We start from the raw sequence: 15,965 nt of genomic DNA, 5'->3' as shown, positions 1-15,965 counted from the left end.
CAAGCGCGAGCGCATCTACCAGGGCACCATCGACGTCGCCTCGATCAGGATCTGGCTCCGTGATCCGGTTCAATGATCCACGGGACACTCCCTAGTAGGGCCTGGTCGGCTCCGGACGCGGCGGCGTGTCGGCCTCTTGAAGAGGAGCCGGAAGAGATGTGAGCGCCAGGCGGGGTCGATGAGATCCGATCGTCACCCCACCTGAGGGCCTGTCGCCAGACACCTCGCCGACCTGCCCCTCACCTAACCAGGCCCTACTAGCCGCTCTGGCGTAGAGCCTGATCATGTCTCGTGAACGGCCTGTCGCCGCTGAGGGCCGGCCCGAGACTGATGCCCGCGTCCCATGGTGACGGATCACCATGGGACGCGGGCACGGCTCACCGTCGCCTGGCCGGGGCGCTGCCCTTGTCGCAGGTGGTGTCGCCGTCGGGCAGGACGCCGTCCACCAGATACCGGTTGACGGTGGTGTCGACGCAGGCGTTGCCCGCCGCGAGGTAGGCGCCGTGGCGGAAGGCGCCGCGCAGGGTGATCATGCGGGAGCCGGTCAGTGCCCGGTGCATGGCCCGATGGCCGGGGTAGGGGGTGACGGGGTCGCCGTCGGCGCCGACGATCAGCATCGGGGCGTCGTTGCCGATCGTGGTGGGCGCCTCCACCGGTGTGGTCGGCCAGAAGGCGCAAGGACTGATGTTGCGGGTCATCGGCCCGAACAGCGGTTCGTCGGCGCGGTGGGCCTGGATGTCGCGGAAGTAGGTCTCCAGGTCGCGGGAGACGGCCCGGTCGGCGCAGAGGATCGGGGTCCCCGCCCGGTCCTCGGCCGCCCCCGAGCCGGTGAGCAGGCCGTCGAGGGTCTCCTTCAGCGACGCCGGGACGGTGACCGCGTCGCCGCGAGCGGCGTCGGCCAGCACCTGCACCTCTGCGGCGAAGCCGGCGTACGCCTCCGCGCTGTCGTCGTAGAGGCGGATGAACAGCAGGTAGGGGACGTGGTGGGCGTCGATCCGGTACTCGCCGACCCGCAGCGGCCGCCGGGTGGCGGCCTGGTTGACGCGCTCCACGGTGGCCAGGACCTCGGCCTCGGTGGCGCCCAGGCCGTACTCGGCGTCGTGAGCGGCGGCCCATGAGGACCAGTGCTTCAGCGCGGCGGTGATCGCCGGGCCGTTCCCGGACAGCAGATCGGGGCCGTAGACGTCCGGGTCGACCGCGCTGTCCAGCACGACCCGGTCGGCCCGGGCGCCGAACATCTGCGTGTAGACGGCGCCCAGGTAGGTGCCGTAGGAGTAGCCGAGGTAGGACAGTTTGGGCTCGCCGAGGGCGGCGCGGATGACGTCCATGTCGCGGGCGGTGTTGCGGGTGGTGGCGTACGGCAGCAGGTCACGGTTGCCCCGGACGCACCCGGCCGCCAGCTCCTTCATGAGGGCCACGCTCTCGTTGAAGGTGCGGCGGGTCGGGCCGGCCGACCGGGTGAAGGTGTCGGTCGTCCACCGGCAGTGGATCGGCGTGCTGCGGCCGACGAAGCGCGGATCCATCCCGATCAGGTCGTAGCGGGCCGCGACGGCGGGCATGAACTTGCCGAGGAGTGCCCGTTGCAGCCCGCGCCCGCCCGGACCGCCGGGATTGATCAGCAGGACGCCCCGGCGCTTGGCGGGGTCGGTTGCCTTGATGCGTGAGATCGCCACCGAGATGGTCCGTCCCTGGGGCCTGCGGTGGTCCAGCGGGACGGTGACCTCGGCGCACTGGGCGCCCGCCGCGTCCAGTTCCTCGCCGGTCCCGTCGTTCGGTCCGGTCTTACAGCCGTGCCAGTTGAGCGTCTGGTGGTGAAACCGGGCCGGCCCGTCGGTCCCGGCGTCACCCGTGACGCCTGCCGACGCCTGGCCGGCGACCGCCATCCCCGCCATCAGAGTCGCGCTCGTGGCGACGGCCGCGGCGATCCTTCGTGCACGCACAGAAAGCTCCCTTGTCGGATGATGTCGTCACCGACGCTAGGGTTCCGCGCGGTTGATCCTGATCGGCCAGATGGTCGACCGGGATCGACCGTATGGACATTCCCTCGTCTATCTCCGGCCGGAGGCGTTCGTCGGGTCACCCGCCGCGCACCGGCGCCGATCCGCTCGATGCCACCGCTCGCCGTACCGGAGGACTTGCGGGCGCGACTGGCCGCGGTCGAGGAACGACTGCAGCGCCTGGCCATAACGCGTGAGACTCTGACAGAGTTCACCGGCGAGCACCTCAGCGACGCTGCCATGCCTGAAGACGACGACGCGGGCGCCGAGGAGAAATCGTCCGAGGTGGCTCGCCTCGATCCCGCAGAGGAGCCGTCACCGCTACCGCCGTTGCGGAGGTTCCGGCAGCAGGTGGTGGCGTTGCCGGCCACGGCCGATGAGCCGATGCGAACGCGGGAGATCGTGGCGTTCAGCGTCTCGGCTTCTACGCGGCGGGTGCTCCTGCATCCAGATGTCAGTAGGTGAGGATGACGCAGCCACTCTGGCCTGGGAGGCCGGGCTTGCGCTCGGGGCCGTTGCCGCCGTAGCCGCCTACGCCGGTCCCTAGGGGGCAGGCGCTGTGGACCCCGGATCCGGGCATGCCTGGAATGCCTCCTTCACGGGTCCCGGTGGGGTTGCCGTTGGCGCCCTTCTGGCCGAAGTGGAGGCTGGGGTCGATGCCGGCGCACCAGGTCTGGGCGTAGCCGCCTGCGCCGCCCTCGCTGTAGGCGTCGTGGGGGCGGGCACGGTGGCCGCCCTCGGCGCTGGCGCCGCCGGCGTTGGGGTAGCTGATGGTGGAGTTTCCGCCGTCGCGGGAGTCGCGACCGCCTACGCCGCCCGTGCCGCCCGCGCCTCCAGTGCCGACGGTGATGGTGAGCGTGTCGCCGGGGCGTACGGGCAGGGTGCAGGTCGACGTGGCGCCACCGCCCCCACCACCGCCCCCGAACGCAGGGGCGCCTGGCGCGGTTGAATTGCTGGTGTCGCCGCCGCCTCCGGCTCCGGTCAGCACCACCTTGATCTCGGGCACGCCGCTCGGCACGGTGAAGGTGTACTGGCCGGGTGTGGTGTAGGGCTTTGTGGTTGCGGCGTACGCGGGTGCGGTCGTGATCGCCGTCACCAGGGCGCAGCCAACGGCCGCCGTTGCGATCCCTCGCAGGGGCCGAGAGTCGGTAAGGGTGGCGGCTACTCGCATGCGATCTCCGTGATGGGCTTCGAGGGAGGCCGGATGCCTGCCCGCCACCATGATCCGCCACGTAAAGCGTTGGCAAGATTGCGCTTCCGGTTTGTTGCAGTTCGAGTGTGTCGTCCTCTCCCGGGCCGCGTGATGTCGTGCGCTCTGGCGTCACAGGGCGGCAGCGCTCGTGCTCAGACCCTCACTCATGTCCATCGCCCTGGTCCCGCCCGCGCTGTTCGCCGTAGCCGGGTTGGCGAGGTGGTGAACACCGAGCCGCACAAGTGCGGCCGGATCGACTGGGTACCAGTGGGGACCTTCGAGCAATGGGCGCACGAACAGCTACGAGCCTTCTGATCGAGAACCACTGGAGCGGCCTGCTGCGCACCGCCATCTCGATCCGGGAGAACAAGTTGTCGTCGGTGACGCCGGATCGTCTGGGCTACAGGGGTCAAGCCGATCATCGCCCGCCGGGCGTCTCCGCTCCTGAACGTGTCCACAGCGGCATGTGCTGAGGTGGGGGTCTGGCAGGGGATCGGTTGTCATCGCTCGGGTCGCAGGAATTCGCGGGCCCCGCGGAGTCGCGTGTTCAGCTGCTCCTGTGTGCGTGTGCCGTCCAAGCGAACGTCCAGTGCTCCGGCCGTACCCGTCTGTGCGCGGCGGCTGCGGGGGAGGGTACTCGGGTCGTACCCGTCGCGGCGAGCGATCAGCATGCCGAGCTCATGCCGGCTGACTGCGTCAACGCCCGCGAGGTGAACGATTCCGGCGTGGTCGCTGACTGCTATTTCCAGAAGGGCGGCCGCGAGGTCCCCGGCGTACACCGGACAGCGGATGTCGTCAGTGAACAGCCCCCCTCCCCGCTGCTTCGTAGCCAGCGCATGGACGAACTTCTCGTGCTTGGAGTCACCGTCACCGATGATCAGGGACGTCCGAGCTATAGCGGCCGACGGGTCCAGTGCCCGGATCGCCGTCTCGGCCGCTGCCTTGGCGGCGCCGTAGGGTGTTATCGGATCTGGTAGGCAGTCCTCGTCGTAGCAGACGCTCGCGCCGGAGAAGATAGCGTCGCTGGAGACATGCACCAGCCGGCAACCACGCGCGCGGGCGGCGGTCGCGACGCGCGCAGCTCCGTCAGCGGTCGTCGCCCAGTCAGATCCTCCGGATGACGCATTGATCACGATAGAGGGCCGAGTGGCGTCGATGGCCGCGGCGATCTGATCAGAAATCCGGAGGTCGACCGGCAGCCACCGGACTCCGGCACTGCCTGATGGGCGGGTGGTGTAGGTGGCCGCGACGGTCTGCCCGGCAGCGTGAGCGAGCCGGACCAGTCGACTGCCCAGGTGGCCGCTGCCGCCCACGATCAAGATGCTCATGAGGCGTCACAATAGAGAAGAACATTGATCTGCAACCGATGTGTCACCCCCTGTGAGCTGCGGAGATCCCCCACCGGAACACCCGCCAGCCGGAGCGGACACCCACCTCGGTCGGCGCCTCATGCTGATGGTCGTTGTGTGCTCGGCCTGCGCGCCAGAACGGCGGACACTGGGCTGTAGTGGCCGACCAACGCCGCAAGCTGCGGGTCGATGGAGCCCAGCACCTTCAAGATCGTTTCATGGTCGGCGTCGAGGTGCCGGTGGTGGATGGGGCTTAGGTGTCCGTCGTCGGTGAGCACGGGCACGACGCCTACGCGTTGAAGGAGTCCTCCCAAGCGGAAGCGGACTTCGTCGCCTGGGCGGGCGCGCGAGCGTGGAACACCGGCGGCTGGCCCCAGCCGCCAAGCTGGGAAACACGTGCGCGACCCGAACCTCGTGATGGGCAGGTTGGACTTCCGCGCGTTGAAGGCAGCCAACTTGGTCTGATCGTCACAGGCCGGGGCCGGGCACGGTTCGCTCGAGCTCCACGAGGACGACCGGAGGGCCCTCGCCGAAGTCGTGGTTGTGTCGCCTGCCGGTCTCGCCGAAGCCGTTCTTGGCATAGAAACGGCGCGCCTGGGCTGAATCCCGAAGCGTCCACAGATGCACGCGGTCATGGCCGACCTCCCGCAGCCGGTCCAAGATGGCGGCCAGCAAGGCCGCCGCGAGGCCGCTGCCCCAGACGTCTGGGTGGGCGAAGAAGGTGTGGATCTCCGCGAGGCCGGGGCGGGAAGAGGAGCTCCCGAAGCGGGCGAAGGCGCCTGGACGATCGTCCAGGAGCGCGAGCAGAATTGTGTCCTTGCCCTCGGCCAGGATGGCGTCCCACTTGGTGCGCCGCTCCTGGATACCGGCGGCAGCGACCTTCGGCGTGCACAACGGGCCGTGCGAGATGCCCCAGGAGATTGCGTGGATCTCGCCGAGGACGTCCCCGTCGCCGGGCCCCGCCTCGCGGATCGTGATCATGCCCTGCATGGAGGAGACTCTACGCGGTGGCGTCGAGGGATGAGCCTCGCGGTTTCGCACCTCGCCCCCTGCCGGTGATTCCTCTCGTGGCGGACTGCTCTTGGTGGGGCCGCTGCCTGTGCGGGCGTGGCCGCCGGCCCAGTCGGTCGGCTACTGGTCATCGATGCCCGGGCAGAATGCGGCCGTCTTGGCGGGTGAGGATGATGCTGGCCCCGATCCTGGCACCAAGATGATGGTCTCCGTCCTGGCGGCCGTGCTGGAGTTTCAGCGCGACATGATCAGCGAGAACACCTGCGAGGGCGCCGCCGCCGCGGCCGCGGCTACTCGGTGCGCATCGTGGCCCCGCTTGCGCTCCACCGCGCCGCGCTGGAACAGAGCGCTGCGCTCGCCGATGCCGGCCCGGCCGAGCGCAAGACGCATCGGGTGTCGCCGCCCGCGTCACAGGCGCCCAGACCACCCAACCATGATCAGCTTCGCCGACAACCCCCAGTTCCACTGATCCTCGAGCGGGCGCAGCAGAGATTTCCGCGGATGAATTCGGTTGCGGTGGGGCTGGTGGGCTTGGTGGGGTTACTGCATGGACGGTGCCACTGAGCAGGTACAACGGGTGAGAACTGGAAGAGCGGCCCCATGGCATAGGCTGCCGGTGCTCGGGGCTCTGATGCTGGCGGCCCTCACTTTCAACACCGCGGAGAACCTGCCGGTCGGCCTCCTGGAGCTCATCTCCGAAGACCTCAGGGTGTCCCTGTCAGCGGTCGGTCTCCTGGTCACCGGTTACGGCGTGACGGTGGCCATCGCATCTGTGCCGATTGCCCAGGTCGTGCGGGCCGTACCCCGACGCTATGTGCTCACGGGACTGCTGGCCGCGCTCGTGGTGTCCAGCCTCGTCGCGGCGCTGGCCACTTCCTATTGGCTGCTTCTCGTGGCGCGGCTGCTGACCGCGCTCGCCCAAGCTCTGTTCTGGGCCGTGATGGGGCCGGTCGCGGTGGGCCTGTTCGCGCCCGAGGTCCAGGGGCGTGTGGTCGGGGCGCTGTCCGTCGCTGGTTCGCTTGCTCTCGTGCTTGGTGTTCCCGCTGGGACCTGGCTGGGCCAGCAGAGCAACTGGCAGGTGCCCATCGCCCTGCTGGCGGTTCTGGGGTTTGTCTCTCTGGTGACGATCGCCGTGCTGCTGCCGACTTCGCACCCGGAAGAGGAGCCCGCCGCCTACGCGGCCAGTCCCGACGTGCGGCGGTTCGGGACGGTGCTGGCGGCCGGGGCCTTGTCCGCCGCCGGGGCGTTCACGGGATACACCTACATCGCGACGTTCCTGGGAGACGTGAGCGGGTTCTCCCCGGGCACGGTTAGCGTCCTGTTCGTGGGTTTCGGTGTCGCGTGTCTGGCCGGGGTGAGCATTACTGGGGCGTTTCTGGACCGTTCTCCGCTGTCCGCGCTGGCTACCGCCGTGGCGACGCAGGCGGTGGGCATGCTCGGCCTGTACGCGTTCGGCGCTCATCAGGTGGCGGCGGTGGTGTTTCTGATGCTGATGGGCGGTGCGCTCGGGCCGGTGTTCATGACCACGCAGAACGCGATGCTGCACTGCGCACCGGGCCGCACGGACATCGCCCTGGCGGCGAACTCCGGCGCCTACAACGCCGGCATTGCGGCGGGTGCCGCGCTTGGGGCACTGGTCCTGCCGCTCGCCGAGGTTCGGGGCACCTTCCTCGCTGGCGGGCTGCTGACCGTCGGGTCCTGCGCAGCCCTCCTCGGCGGCCAGCTGCTACGTGGGCACCGTCATACAGAACGCTCAACACGCCGATGAGGAACGCCGACTCGTAGCCGCCGGTAGCTCGCCCGATCCCGGACCGTCCACAACGGCCGCTGGCCCGAACTATTCGCTGAGGTCACCTCAATGTTCGCGCGGCGCCGGGGTGTTGGTGAACACGGCGATGTCGCGGTCAAAACAGACGATGACGTCTCCGTCTGCACTGATTGCCACCTCTGTTACGGGTTTGGGGAAGTGCAAGTCGGGTCCGACTTGCCTGCGAGTGGTGAGTTTCCACACGCGTACCGTCTGATAGCTGGTGGTCACAGCGATCGGTTGACCGTCCACTGTGGCGGCGGCAACCGCTCCCGTGGCTTTGGTGGGAAGTTGGCCGAGGGCGTTGCCCGTGGCCAGGTCCCACATCGTCACGGGGTCTGAGCTGTTGCGGCTGGCGACGATCGCGGCCGGCCGATCGCCAATGGTGGTGACGGCGAGGTTGTGCATGGATTCGCCGTGCCGATCGGCGGGAGAGGTCGTGGTCGACCGGTCGGTGGTGAGGTCGAGCACCTTGAGGGTGCCGTCTTGGGTGACGGTCAGGGCGACCGGTCGGCCGTTGAGGGTGGTGGCGCCGACTGCGCCCGTCCAGCGCCGCCGACTGGCGCGGGATGCATCGATCTCCTCGCCTGTGTTCAGGTTCCACATGCGGATCGTTTCGTCATAGCTGCCGATCACGGCAACCGGCTGCCCATCGAGCTCCACTACAGCAGCCATGCAGACAGCGTCGGTATGACCGGTGAACGGCCCGCCTATCTGCGCCCCCAAGCGGAGATTCCATACTCGGACGGCCTTGTCGGAGCTGCCGGTGACCACTGCCGGTTGGCCGCCGACAAGCGCGGTAGCAACTGCGGTAACCATGTCGGTGTGACCAGGGAGCGGATCACCGACCTGCTCGCCGGTAGCCAGATCCCACACCCGGACGGTCTTGTCGTAACTGCCGGTCACGGCGACGGAACGTCCGTCAAGCGCCGTGGTGGCGACGGCAGAGACATAGCCGGTGTGGCGGTTGGGGGACTCATCGACTCGCCGCCCTGACGACAGGTCCCACATCCGTACCGTGCAATCGTCGCTGGCGGAGACGGCCACCGGTCGCCCATCCACCACCGTTGTCGCAATCGCCCGAACCTGATCGGTGTGCCCGATGAGCGGCTTGCCGATTTGCTGGCGTGACTCCAAATCCCAGATCCGTACATTTCCGTCGATGCCGCCAGAAACAGCCACCGGCCGTCCGTCGAGAACCGTGCTCGCAACCGCCTTCACAAAGCCGGTGTCGCCTCTGAGCGGCTCGCCGATCTGCTGGCGTGACCTCAGGTCCCACAAGCGTAAGGTTCCGTCGTCCTTACCGCTGGAAATCGCCACCGGCTGCCCGTCCACCACCGTGGTCACCACCAACTCCACGTGGTACGTGTGGCCCCTCAGCGGTTTGCCGATCCGCCGGCCCGACTTCAGATCCCACAAACGTAAGGTGCGGTCGTGGCCGCCGGAGATGGCCACCGTCCGTCCGTCCACCACCGCGGTCGCAATAGCTGTGACCCAATGGGTGTGGCCCCTGAACGGCTCGCCGATCTGCTCGCCTGACCTCAGATCCCACATGCACACGGTTTTGTCGTGGCCGCCGGAAACCCCCACCGGCCGTCCGTCCACCACCGTGGTCGCGACCGCTTTGACCCAATCGGTGTGACCTCTGAACGGCTCGCCGACTTGCTGACCGGACACCAGATCACACACACGTACGATTCCCTTGTTGCCACCGGCGAAGACCGCTACCGGCCGCCCGTCCAGGACCGTGGTCGCAAGCGACTCCACGTAGTCGTAGTCGGCGCGACTGGTGAACGGTTGACCAATCTGCTGACCTGACGTCAAGTCCCACAGGCGCAGGGTCCGATCGCTACCGCCGGAGACCGCCACCGGCAGCCCGTCCACGACCGCGGTCGCAATCGCCCATACCCGATCGATGTGACCGGTTCGTGGCGCCCCGACCGGCTCGCCGAACGCCAGATCACTCGCTGGCCGACTGGTCCACGCCAAAGTCCACTGGGAATTCTTCGTGAGCGGAATCCGGGCCGCGCTCGATCGAGAAGAAGACATGGCGGGCATGCTAGCCGCCACCTCTGACAAAGATCAGCGGAGGAAGCGCCCACCCTTTATCGCTGTCGGTCAGTGCACAAGCACATCGGGAACATCTTCGCCGAACTCGGCATGTCGCCCTCCGACGGAGGCCACCGCAGAGTGCTGGCCGCGCTCACCTTCCTGGACCACCAGTAATGATGCGTGCCGGTAAACGTCTCAGTACGAGGCCCAGGACAACGAGCGTGATCACGGAGTCCTCAGCCTGCTGGGGGATACACGGTGTCGATGAGGTCGGTCAGGAACGCGTCGAGGTCGTCGAGGCCGTACGCCTTGAGTGTCTCGGGCGGTTGAGCGAGCAGGTACGTCAGCGCACTGTTCACGCACATCGTGACCATCGCGGCGCTCCGCCGGGTCGCCGGCAGGCCGGCCGCCCTGTGCGCCTCCAGGTGCAGCGCCAGGTCGGCGCGGGTGAGCTCAGCCATCGTCTCCTGCACGCGAGGCCGACGCGCGGCCTCGGCATGCAGTTCGATGTAGGCCAGGACCCTGGACCTGTTGGCCGTGAGAGCACGATCGAGCAGCTCGCGCAGCAGCGCGACGAGGTGCCTGCGCCCCTCGATCTTGGCGGCTTCCATCAACCGAAGATCGGCCCAGTAACGCTCAACGCAGCGCTCGGCCGCCCCCTGCAGGAGAGCGTCGCGGCTGGCGAAGTAGTTCTTGGCCGTGCCCTCGGGTAGCCCGGCCTCATGGTCGACCGCTCGATGGGTCAGCCCTCTGCCGCCCTGACGGGCAAGCACCTCGATCGCGGCGTCACGCAGCAAGTCGCGCCGATCCCGGTTCTCCGCCATGGCCCTCATCATCGCAGCTTGTCCGTTCACCACAATAGTGGTACCACAGGTGGGGTAGTCGATGAAGGGAAGCACATGAATCGAACCGCCGCGATCGTGGGAGCCGGGATCGGCGGACTGGCGACCGCCGTCGGCCTACGCAGGATCGGCTGGGAGGTGACCGTGCTCGAACGCTGGCCAAAGATCAATCCCGAAGGCACGGCGCTCGGCATGCGTCCCGACGCGCAGGCCGCCCTCGCGCAGCTCGGCCTGCGAGAGGAGCTGCTCCGCCGTACCGTCCCCTATCGCCAGGCCGTCATCCGTACGCCGCAGGGTGAGCGGATCGCGGACCTCCCACTGGAACGCATCGAACGCAGGGGCGGCGCCCCCGTGCTGATGCTGTCCAGGATCTCCCTGATGAATATGCTGGTCGACGCCTTGGGGGACACAGCGATCAAGACCGGCACGAAGATCACCGACCCGGAAGCCCTGCGCGGGCAGTATGACCTGGTGGTGGGTGCGGATGGGCTACGCAGCACAGTACGCGAGGCCTATTTCGGCGCCACCGTGCGGCCACGTTACTCCGGGATCGTGGCCTGGCGGGGTGTCGCGCGATTCAACCCGCCGTCGTACGGCGAGACCTGGGGGGCCGGCCAGGTGCTCGGCATCACGCCCCAGGAACCGGGGTCAACCAATTGGTACGCTGCGGTGGCGACACCGGAAGGTCATCGGGAGACCCTCGATGAGTTGCGCGCCCGCTTCGCCGGCTGGCACGACCCGATCCCGCGCCTCCTCGCCGAGGCCGACGAGGAGGCCGTGCTTCGGCATGAGATCTACGACCTGTCCCCGCGCCTGAAGTCCTTCATCGTCGGCAACGTGGCGCTAGTGGGTGACGCCGCCCACGCCATGACCCCCTCCCTTGGGCAAGGCGCGTGCCAGGCGCTGCTGGACGCGGCCGCCCTCACCACGTGCCTGGACACCGCCGGCGACGTGAGATCGGCGTTGCGCGCGTACGACGCCCAGCGCAGACGGCCTGCTCAACGTGTCGTGGCCATGTCCCGCCAGATGACGAGGTTGGCCGGCCACCACTGGGAAGGCCCCCGCAACAGCCTCATGCGCCTACTACCCGCCTGACACACAATGCGTGGAGTCGGAAAGACCGCGGTCGAGCCCTGGCCGGCCGCGTCCAAGATCGTGGTGTATGAGATTCGCCCACTCTGCGGCCTTAACTCCTATTTAAGGAGCAATAGCATCATTGCGGTACATGCGCCAGACCGTGATGTCGTAGCCGATGCCCAGGGCGGCGCCGAGTAGCAGCGGCGCGCCGAAGACGGCCAGCGGGCCGTCGAGCAGCAGGGTGGCGGCGATGGGGCTGACGCAGACCGCGACGCTGCGGGCGAGGCTGGTCATGCTGGCCGCGGTCGTCCGGTACGCGGGCGCGACGACGGCGGCGGTGAAGGCCTGCCGCGCCGGCACGTCGATCTTGGAGAAGGCCTGACGGAGCAGCAGCAGGGTGACCGCGCCGCCGAAGGTGGGCGCGAGCGGGAGGCAGGCCAGCAGCACGTTGGCGGCGGCGTGCGGGAGCAGCATGGCCGCCAGCAGGCCCCGGCGGGAGGCCAGCAGGGGCGCGGTCAGCTGGGCGAGGGCGGGCAGCAGGTTCGCGGCGAAGAAGACCAGGCCGAGCTGGGCGGTGGTGGCGCCGTAGTGGTGGGCGAACCACCAGGCCAGGACGGCTTGGACGGCCAGGCCGCCGGAGAAGGCGTCGAGGGCGAACAGTCCGGCCAACCGGCGGACAGGCCACGGCACCCGCCCGCCGCCCCCGGCCTGAGCCGACTCGCGCCCCCCGGCCTGAGCCGACTCACCGGCCCCAGCCTGAGCCGACTCACCGGCCGCGGACGCGTCCTGCCGCGCCGGCGCCTCGGCGTCGGGGGACAGCCGCCAGAACAGCAGCACGGTGCAGGCGGCCAGCAGCGCGTACAGCGCGAAGGCCGCGTCGGCGGCCGACACCCACCGTTGCAGGCCCAGGCCGGCGGCGGCCAGCCCGCCCACCGCTCCGGCGCCGAGAGCGATGACGTTGTACCAGGTGAAGACGCGGGTGTGCCGCGACGGATGGCAGGTCTGGGCGAGGATGGCCTGCTCGACGCCGGAGAACGGGGTGTTGTCGTTGGTGGACGGCGAGATCGTCCCGATGAAGGCGGCGGCGACGAGCCAGGGGTAGGACTCGCTGACCGCGAACACCGCGCCGGCCAGCGCCATGAGGCAGCCGCACGCGATCAGCACCCGGCGGCGCCCCAAGGTGTCGGCGAACAGCCCCAGCACCAGGCTGAACACCACCGAGCCCGCGGACGCCACCGCCAGCAGCAGCCCGGTCTGCCACGGAGCGTCGCCGTCCTGGCTGAGCAACTCGGCCAGCAGCACGCTGGTGCAGCCGTACCCGAACGTCCGTAGCGCCCGCGCCGCCACCACGAGCCGCCCATTGTGCCCTACTTCACCCAGGAATAGGGCGCTGATCTGCAGGTTCGCCATGGGGCATGGTGACGCGGCGGCCTTCCGGCCGCACGGCGAAACGCCGAAGATCTCCGCTGCCGTCCGCGAGGCTGGTGCGCTGCGCCGCGGGCGGGGTCGCCCTGGGCGTACTCCCCCGGCTGCCCCCTGGCTGCTCGACGAGCGCCGCGACGACGACTGGCGGAAGATCCGGTTGACCCTTCAGGATGACGGAATATTAGGTTAGGCTTCCCTAAGTTGCCACTCGGCGTCATGCCTACCTCTGGGGTGCGTCCTTGTCGATCCAGCTCCCGCCCTCCGCCGCCCCGCGTTCCGCCTACCCGGTGGACGTGCTTCCCACGCCACTCCGCCTCCGCCTGCTCGACCTCGCCCGGCGCGAGCAGCCGGTGTCGGCCTACGTGTACGACGCGTCGATCGCGGCCGAGCGCGCCCGCGAGCTGCGCGCGGCCCTGCCTGGCTGGGCGGCCGTCTACTACGCCGTCAAGGCGAACTCCTTCCCCGGGGTCGTCGAGGCTCTCGCCCCGCACGTGGACGGGTTCGAGGTCGCGTCCCTCTCGGAGCTGGAGCTGGCCCTGGATGCCCGCCGGCCGGCCCGGATCGTGGCGGCGGGCCCGGCGAAGTCCGTGCCGGTGCTGACCGCGCTCGTCCGGGCGGAGGCCGAGGCGATCAACGCCGAGAGCCTGCTCGAACTGCATCGGATCAGCCGGATCGCGGCCGCCGAAGGCGTGCCGGCGCGGGTCACGCTGCGGGTGAACCCCGCGCGCAGCCCCGTCAGCGGATCGTTGCGGATGGGCGGCACCCCGTCCCAGTTCGGCGTCGCCGAGCCGGACGTGCCCGGCGTGCTGCGCGAGGCCCTGCGGCTGCCCGGCCTCGACGTGGTCGGCTTCCACGTCCACGCGGCCTCGGGCAACCTCGACGCCGACGCGCACGCCGCCTACCTGCGCTGGTGCGTGGAGTGGGGCGCGCGGACCGCCCGCGCGCACGGCGTGGACCTGCGCCTCATCGACGTCGGCGGCGGCATCGGCGTCGCGTTCGAGGGCGAGAAGCCGTTCGACGTGGCCCGCTTCGGCGAGCTGGCCGGGCGGATCGAGCCGCCTGCGGGGGTGCGGGTCGTGCTGGAGCCCGGACGCTTCCTGGTCGCCGACTGCGGCTGGTACGCCGCCGAGGTGATCGACGTGAAGCGCTCGTACGGCGAGTGGTTCGTCATGCTTCGCGGCGGGATCAACCACTTCCAGCTGCCCACCTCGTGGGAGATCGTGCACAACATCGCCGTGCTGCCGGTCGAGCGGTGGCGGGAGACCTGCCCGCGCCCCACCGCCCGCGACGCCGCCGTGACGGTGGTCGGCGAGCTGTGCACGCCGGAGGACACGCTGCTGCGCGACGTCCGGGTGGACCGGGTGCGCGCCGGTGACCTGGTCGTCTTCCCGTACGCGGGTTCCTACGGCTGGGAGTTCGCCATGCACCGTTTCCTGGGACACCCCGTCGCCGAACGCCACCTCTTGTGAGCTCACCCGTACCCGACCTGCCTTCAGGAGCCTGATCGATGAGCACGCACATCTCCACGCCCATCTCCACAGGGACCGGTGACTACGCGGACGCCGTCCTGCGGCGCCAGCGCGCCCGGGAGTCCTCGGCCCGCACCTACGCCCGTTCGTTCCCGATCGTCCCGGTCCGTGCGGAGGGCATGACGATCGAGGGCGCTGACGGGCGCCGCTACCTCGACTGCCTGTCCGGCGCCGGGACGCTGGCCCTCGGGCACAACCATCCCGTCGTGCTGGAGGCCGTCCGCCGAACCGTGGACAGCGGGGCGCCGCTGCACGTGCTGGACCTGGCGACCCCGGAGAAGGACGCGTTCACCGACGCGCTGTTCGCCACGCTCCCCCGCGCCTTCGCCGAGCGGGCGCGCGTGCACTTCTGCGGACCCGCCGGGACCGACGCGGTGGAGGCGGCGCTGAAGCTGATGCAGACCGCCACCGGGCAGCGCGGCGTGCTGGCCTTCACCGGCGCCTACCACGGCATGACCGCGGGCGCGCTGGCCGCCACGGCCGGCGTGGCGGCCAAGACGCCGGTGCCCGGGATCGCGGCCGACGTGACCCGGTTGCCGTACCCGTACGCGTACCGCTGCCCGTTCGGTGTCGGCGGCGAGCAGGGTTCGCGGCTGTCGGCCACGTACATTGAGCGGCTGCTCGACGACCCGGCGGGCGGCGTGGTCGCGCCCGCCGCGATGATCCTGGAAGCGGTGCAGGGCGAGGGCGGCGCGGTGCCCGCCCCGGACGCGTGGATGCGCGAGCTGCGCCGCATCACCGCCGAGCGGGAGATCCCGCTGATCGTCGACGAGGTGCAGACCGGCGTCGGACGCACCGGCGCCTTCTGGGCGGTCGAGCACAGCGGGATCGTGCCGGACGCCATCGTGATGTCGAAGGCCATCGGCGGGAGCCTGCCGCTGGCCGTGCTCGTCTACCACGAGGACTACGACGGCTGGCTGCCCGGCGCGCACACCGGCACGTTCCGCGGGAACACCCTGGCCATGGCCGCCGGGGCCGCGACGCTGCGGTACGTCTCCAGCGAGGGCCTGGCGGAACGGGCAGCGGCGGTGGGCGCCCGGATGGCGGCGCGGCTCGACGCGCTGCGCGCGCACCTGCCCGCGATCGGCGACGTGCGCGGCCGCGGTCTCATGCTCGGCGTCGAGCTGGTCGACGCGGAGGCCTCGCCCGATTCGTGCGGGGCGCGCCCGGCGGTTCCGCAGGTGGCGGCGGACGTCCGCGCCGCGTGCCTGGACCGGGGGCTCATCGTGGAGCTGGGCGGCCGCTACGACTCCACAGTCCGGCTGCTGCCACCGCTGACCATCACCGACGACCAGGTCGAAGCGGTCCTGGACCGGCTCGCCGACGCCGTCGCCGCGGTGAGCGGCCCCCGGCTCGCGGAACGCTCCGCATGAGCCGGGAACCCGAACTGCCCGCCGGCGCCCCAGAGGCAGCGGCGACCGCTTTGGCCGGTTGTGGGGCCGGGGCCGCCGCCCTGGAGCCGCTGGTGCGTACCGTGCTGGACGCCCTCGTCGCGGGGGCGGCGCGGCGCGGCGGGCCGGTTCCCGCCGGAACGCCTGAGGACGTCGGCGCGGAGGTCGCGCGGGCCCTCGCCCACCCGGATCGGGGCGGCGCGCTCGGCAGGCTGACCGCCCTGCTGGCCTACGGCAGCGCCGATCCGGCGGACCCGTCGTGCGCGGCGCACCTGCACAGCCCGCCGCTGGCC

Annotated in this window: 13 protein-coding genes and 2 pseudogenes; 7 read left to right on the top strand and 8 right to left on the bottom strand. The window is 70.1% G+C overall.

What is annotated here, in order from left to right:
• Positions 1-377: 377 nt before the first annotated feature.
• Positions 378-1,940, bottom strand: coding sequence for an alpha/beta hydrolase (locus tag ABZ297_RS41925; protein ID WP_355358455.1), 1,563 nt, complete (start codon positions 1,938-1,940; stop codon positions 378-380).
• Positions 1,941-2,108: 168 nt separating this feature from the next.
• On the opposite strand from ABZ297_RS41925, the gene ABZ297_RS41920 reads away from it, so the two are divergent.
• A complete protein-coding gene (locus ABZ297_RS41920) occupies positions 2,109-2,462 on the top strand; it encodes a hypothetical protein (RefSeq protein WP_355358452.1) in 354 nt (117 codons plus the stop codon).
• Here ABZ297_RS41920 and ABZ297_RS41915 read toward each other — a convergent pair.
• From ABZ297_RS41915 to ABZ297_RS41900, 4 genes are all read right to left on the bottom strand, one after another.
• The gene (locus ABZ297_RS41915; RefSeq protein ID WP_355358449.1) at positions 2,452-3,093 is read right to left on the bottom strand and encodes a glycine-rich domain-containing protein; all 642 of its coding nucleotides are present in this window, start codon (positions 3,091-3,093) and stop codon (positions 2,452-2,454) included. The genes ABZ297_RS41920 and ABZ297_RS41915 overlap by 11 nt on opposite strands.
• A gap of 596 nt (positions 3,094-3,689) precedes the next feature.
• Complete coding sequence (locus ABZ297_RS41910) at positions 3,690-4,517, bottom strand: sugar nucleotide-binding protein (RefSeq protein WP_355358446.1); 828 nt, start codon at positions 4,515-4,517, stop codon at positions 3,690-3,692.
• Between the two features lie 489 nt (positions 4,518-5,006).
• Positions 5,007-5,528: a GNAT family N-acetyltransferase gene (locus ABZ297_RS41905; protein ID WP_355358443.1), complete on the bottom strand. Its 522-nt coding sequence runs from the start codon at positions 5,526-5,528 to the stop codon at positions 5,007-5,009.
• Positions 5,529-5,783: 255 nt separating this feature from the next.
• Positions 5,784-5,939 carry a hypothetical protein gene (locus ABZ297_RS41900; RefSeq protein WP_355358440.1) on the bottom strand — a complete coding sequence of 52 codons (156 nt, stop codon included), beginning with the start codon at positions 5,937-5,939 and terminating at the stop codon, positions 5,784-5,786.
• Positions 5,940-6,180: 241 nt separating this feature from the next.
• Between ABZ297_RS41900 and ABZ297_RS41895 the strand changes: the two genes are divergently transcribed.
• Complete coding sequence (locus ABZ297_RS41895) at positions 6,181-7,317, top strand: MFS transporter (RefSeq protein WP_355358437.1); 1,137 nt, start codon at positions 6,181-6,183, stop codon at positions 7,315-7,317.
• Positions 7,318-7,404: 87 nt separating this feature from the next.
• Here the strand turns inward: ABZ297_RS41895 and ABZ297_RS41890 are convergent, their stop codons facing one another.
• Positions 7,405-9,405: a WD40 repeat domain-containing protein gene (locus ABZ297_RS41890; protein WP_355358434.1), complete on the bottom strand. Its 2,001-nt coding sequence runs from the start codon at positions 9,403-9,405 to the stop codon at positions 7,405-7,407.
• Positions 9,406-9,474: 69 nt separating this feature from the next.
• On the opposite strand from ABZ297_RS41890, the pseudogene ABZ297_RS41885 reads away from it, so the two are divergent.
• Positions 9,475-9,582 (top strand): annotated as a pseudogene (locus ABZ297_RS41885) (DNA-binding response regulator); the annotation flags it as partial.
• 62 nt (positions 9,583-9,644) lie between these two features.
• Here ABZ297_RS41885 and ABZ297_RS41880 read toward each other — a convergent pair.
• The gene (locus ABZ297_RS41880; RefSeq protein WP_355358431.1) at positions 9,645-10,232 is read right to left on the bottom strand and encodes a TetR/AcrR family transcriptional regulator; all 588 of its coding nucleotides are present in this window, start codon (positions 10,230-10,232) and stop codon (positions 9,645-9,647) included.
• Between the two features lie 18 nt (positions 10,233-10,250).
• On the opposite strand from ABZ297_RS41880, the gene ABZ297_RS41875 reads away from it, so the two are divergent.
• Positions 10,251-11,345, top strand: a complete 1,095-nt coding sequence (locus tag ABZ297_RS41875; RefSeq protein WP_355358428.1) for an FAD-dependent monooxygenase — start codon at positions 10,251-10,253, stop codon at positions 11,343-11,345.
• Positions 11,346-11,447: 102 nt separating this feature from the next.
• On the opposite strand, the gene ABZ297_RS41870 is transcribed toward ABZ297_RS41875, so the two are convergent.
• Positions 11,448-12,737, bottom strand: coding sequence for an MFS transporter (locus ABZ297_RS41870; protein ID WP_355358425.1), 1,290 nt, complete (start codon positions 12,735-12,737; stop codon positions 11,448-11,450).
• Positions 12,738-12,991: 254 nt separating this feature from the next.
• On the opposite strand from ABZ297_RS41870, the gene ABZ297_RS41865 reads away from it, so the two are divergent.
• The 3 genes and pseudogenes from ABZ297_RS41865 to ABZ297_RS41855 all read left to right on the top strand — a co-directional run.
• Positions 12,992-14,221, top strand: coding sequence for an alanine racemase (locus ABZ297_RS41865; protein WP_355358422.1), 1,230 nt, complete (start codon positions 12,992-12,994; stop codon positions 14,219-14,221).
• A gap of 38 nt (positions 14,222-14,259) precedes the next feature.
• Positions 14,260-15,654, top strand: a complete 1,395-nt coding sequence (locus ABZ297_RS41860; protein ID WP_355358419.1) for a diaminobutyrate--2-oxoglutarate transaminase — start codon at positions 14,260-14,262, stop codon at positions 15,652-15,654.
• Positions 15,651-15,965, top strand: a pseudogene (locus tag ABZ297_RS41855) (hypothetical protein); the annotation flags it as partial. The gene ABZ297_RS41860 and the pseudogene ABZ297_RS41855, both read left to right, overlap by 4 nt.

This window comes from Nonomuraea sp. NPDC005983, assembly GCF_040614375.1.
GTDB lineage: Bacteria > Actinomycetota > Actinomycetes > Streptosporangiales > Streptosporangiaceae > Nonomuraea.
The sequence above is the reverse complement of the archived record's forward strand: the minus strand, read 5'-3'. Positions and strand labels throughout refer to the sequence as shown.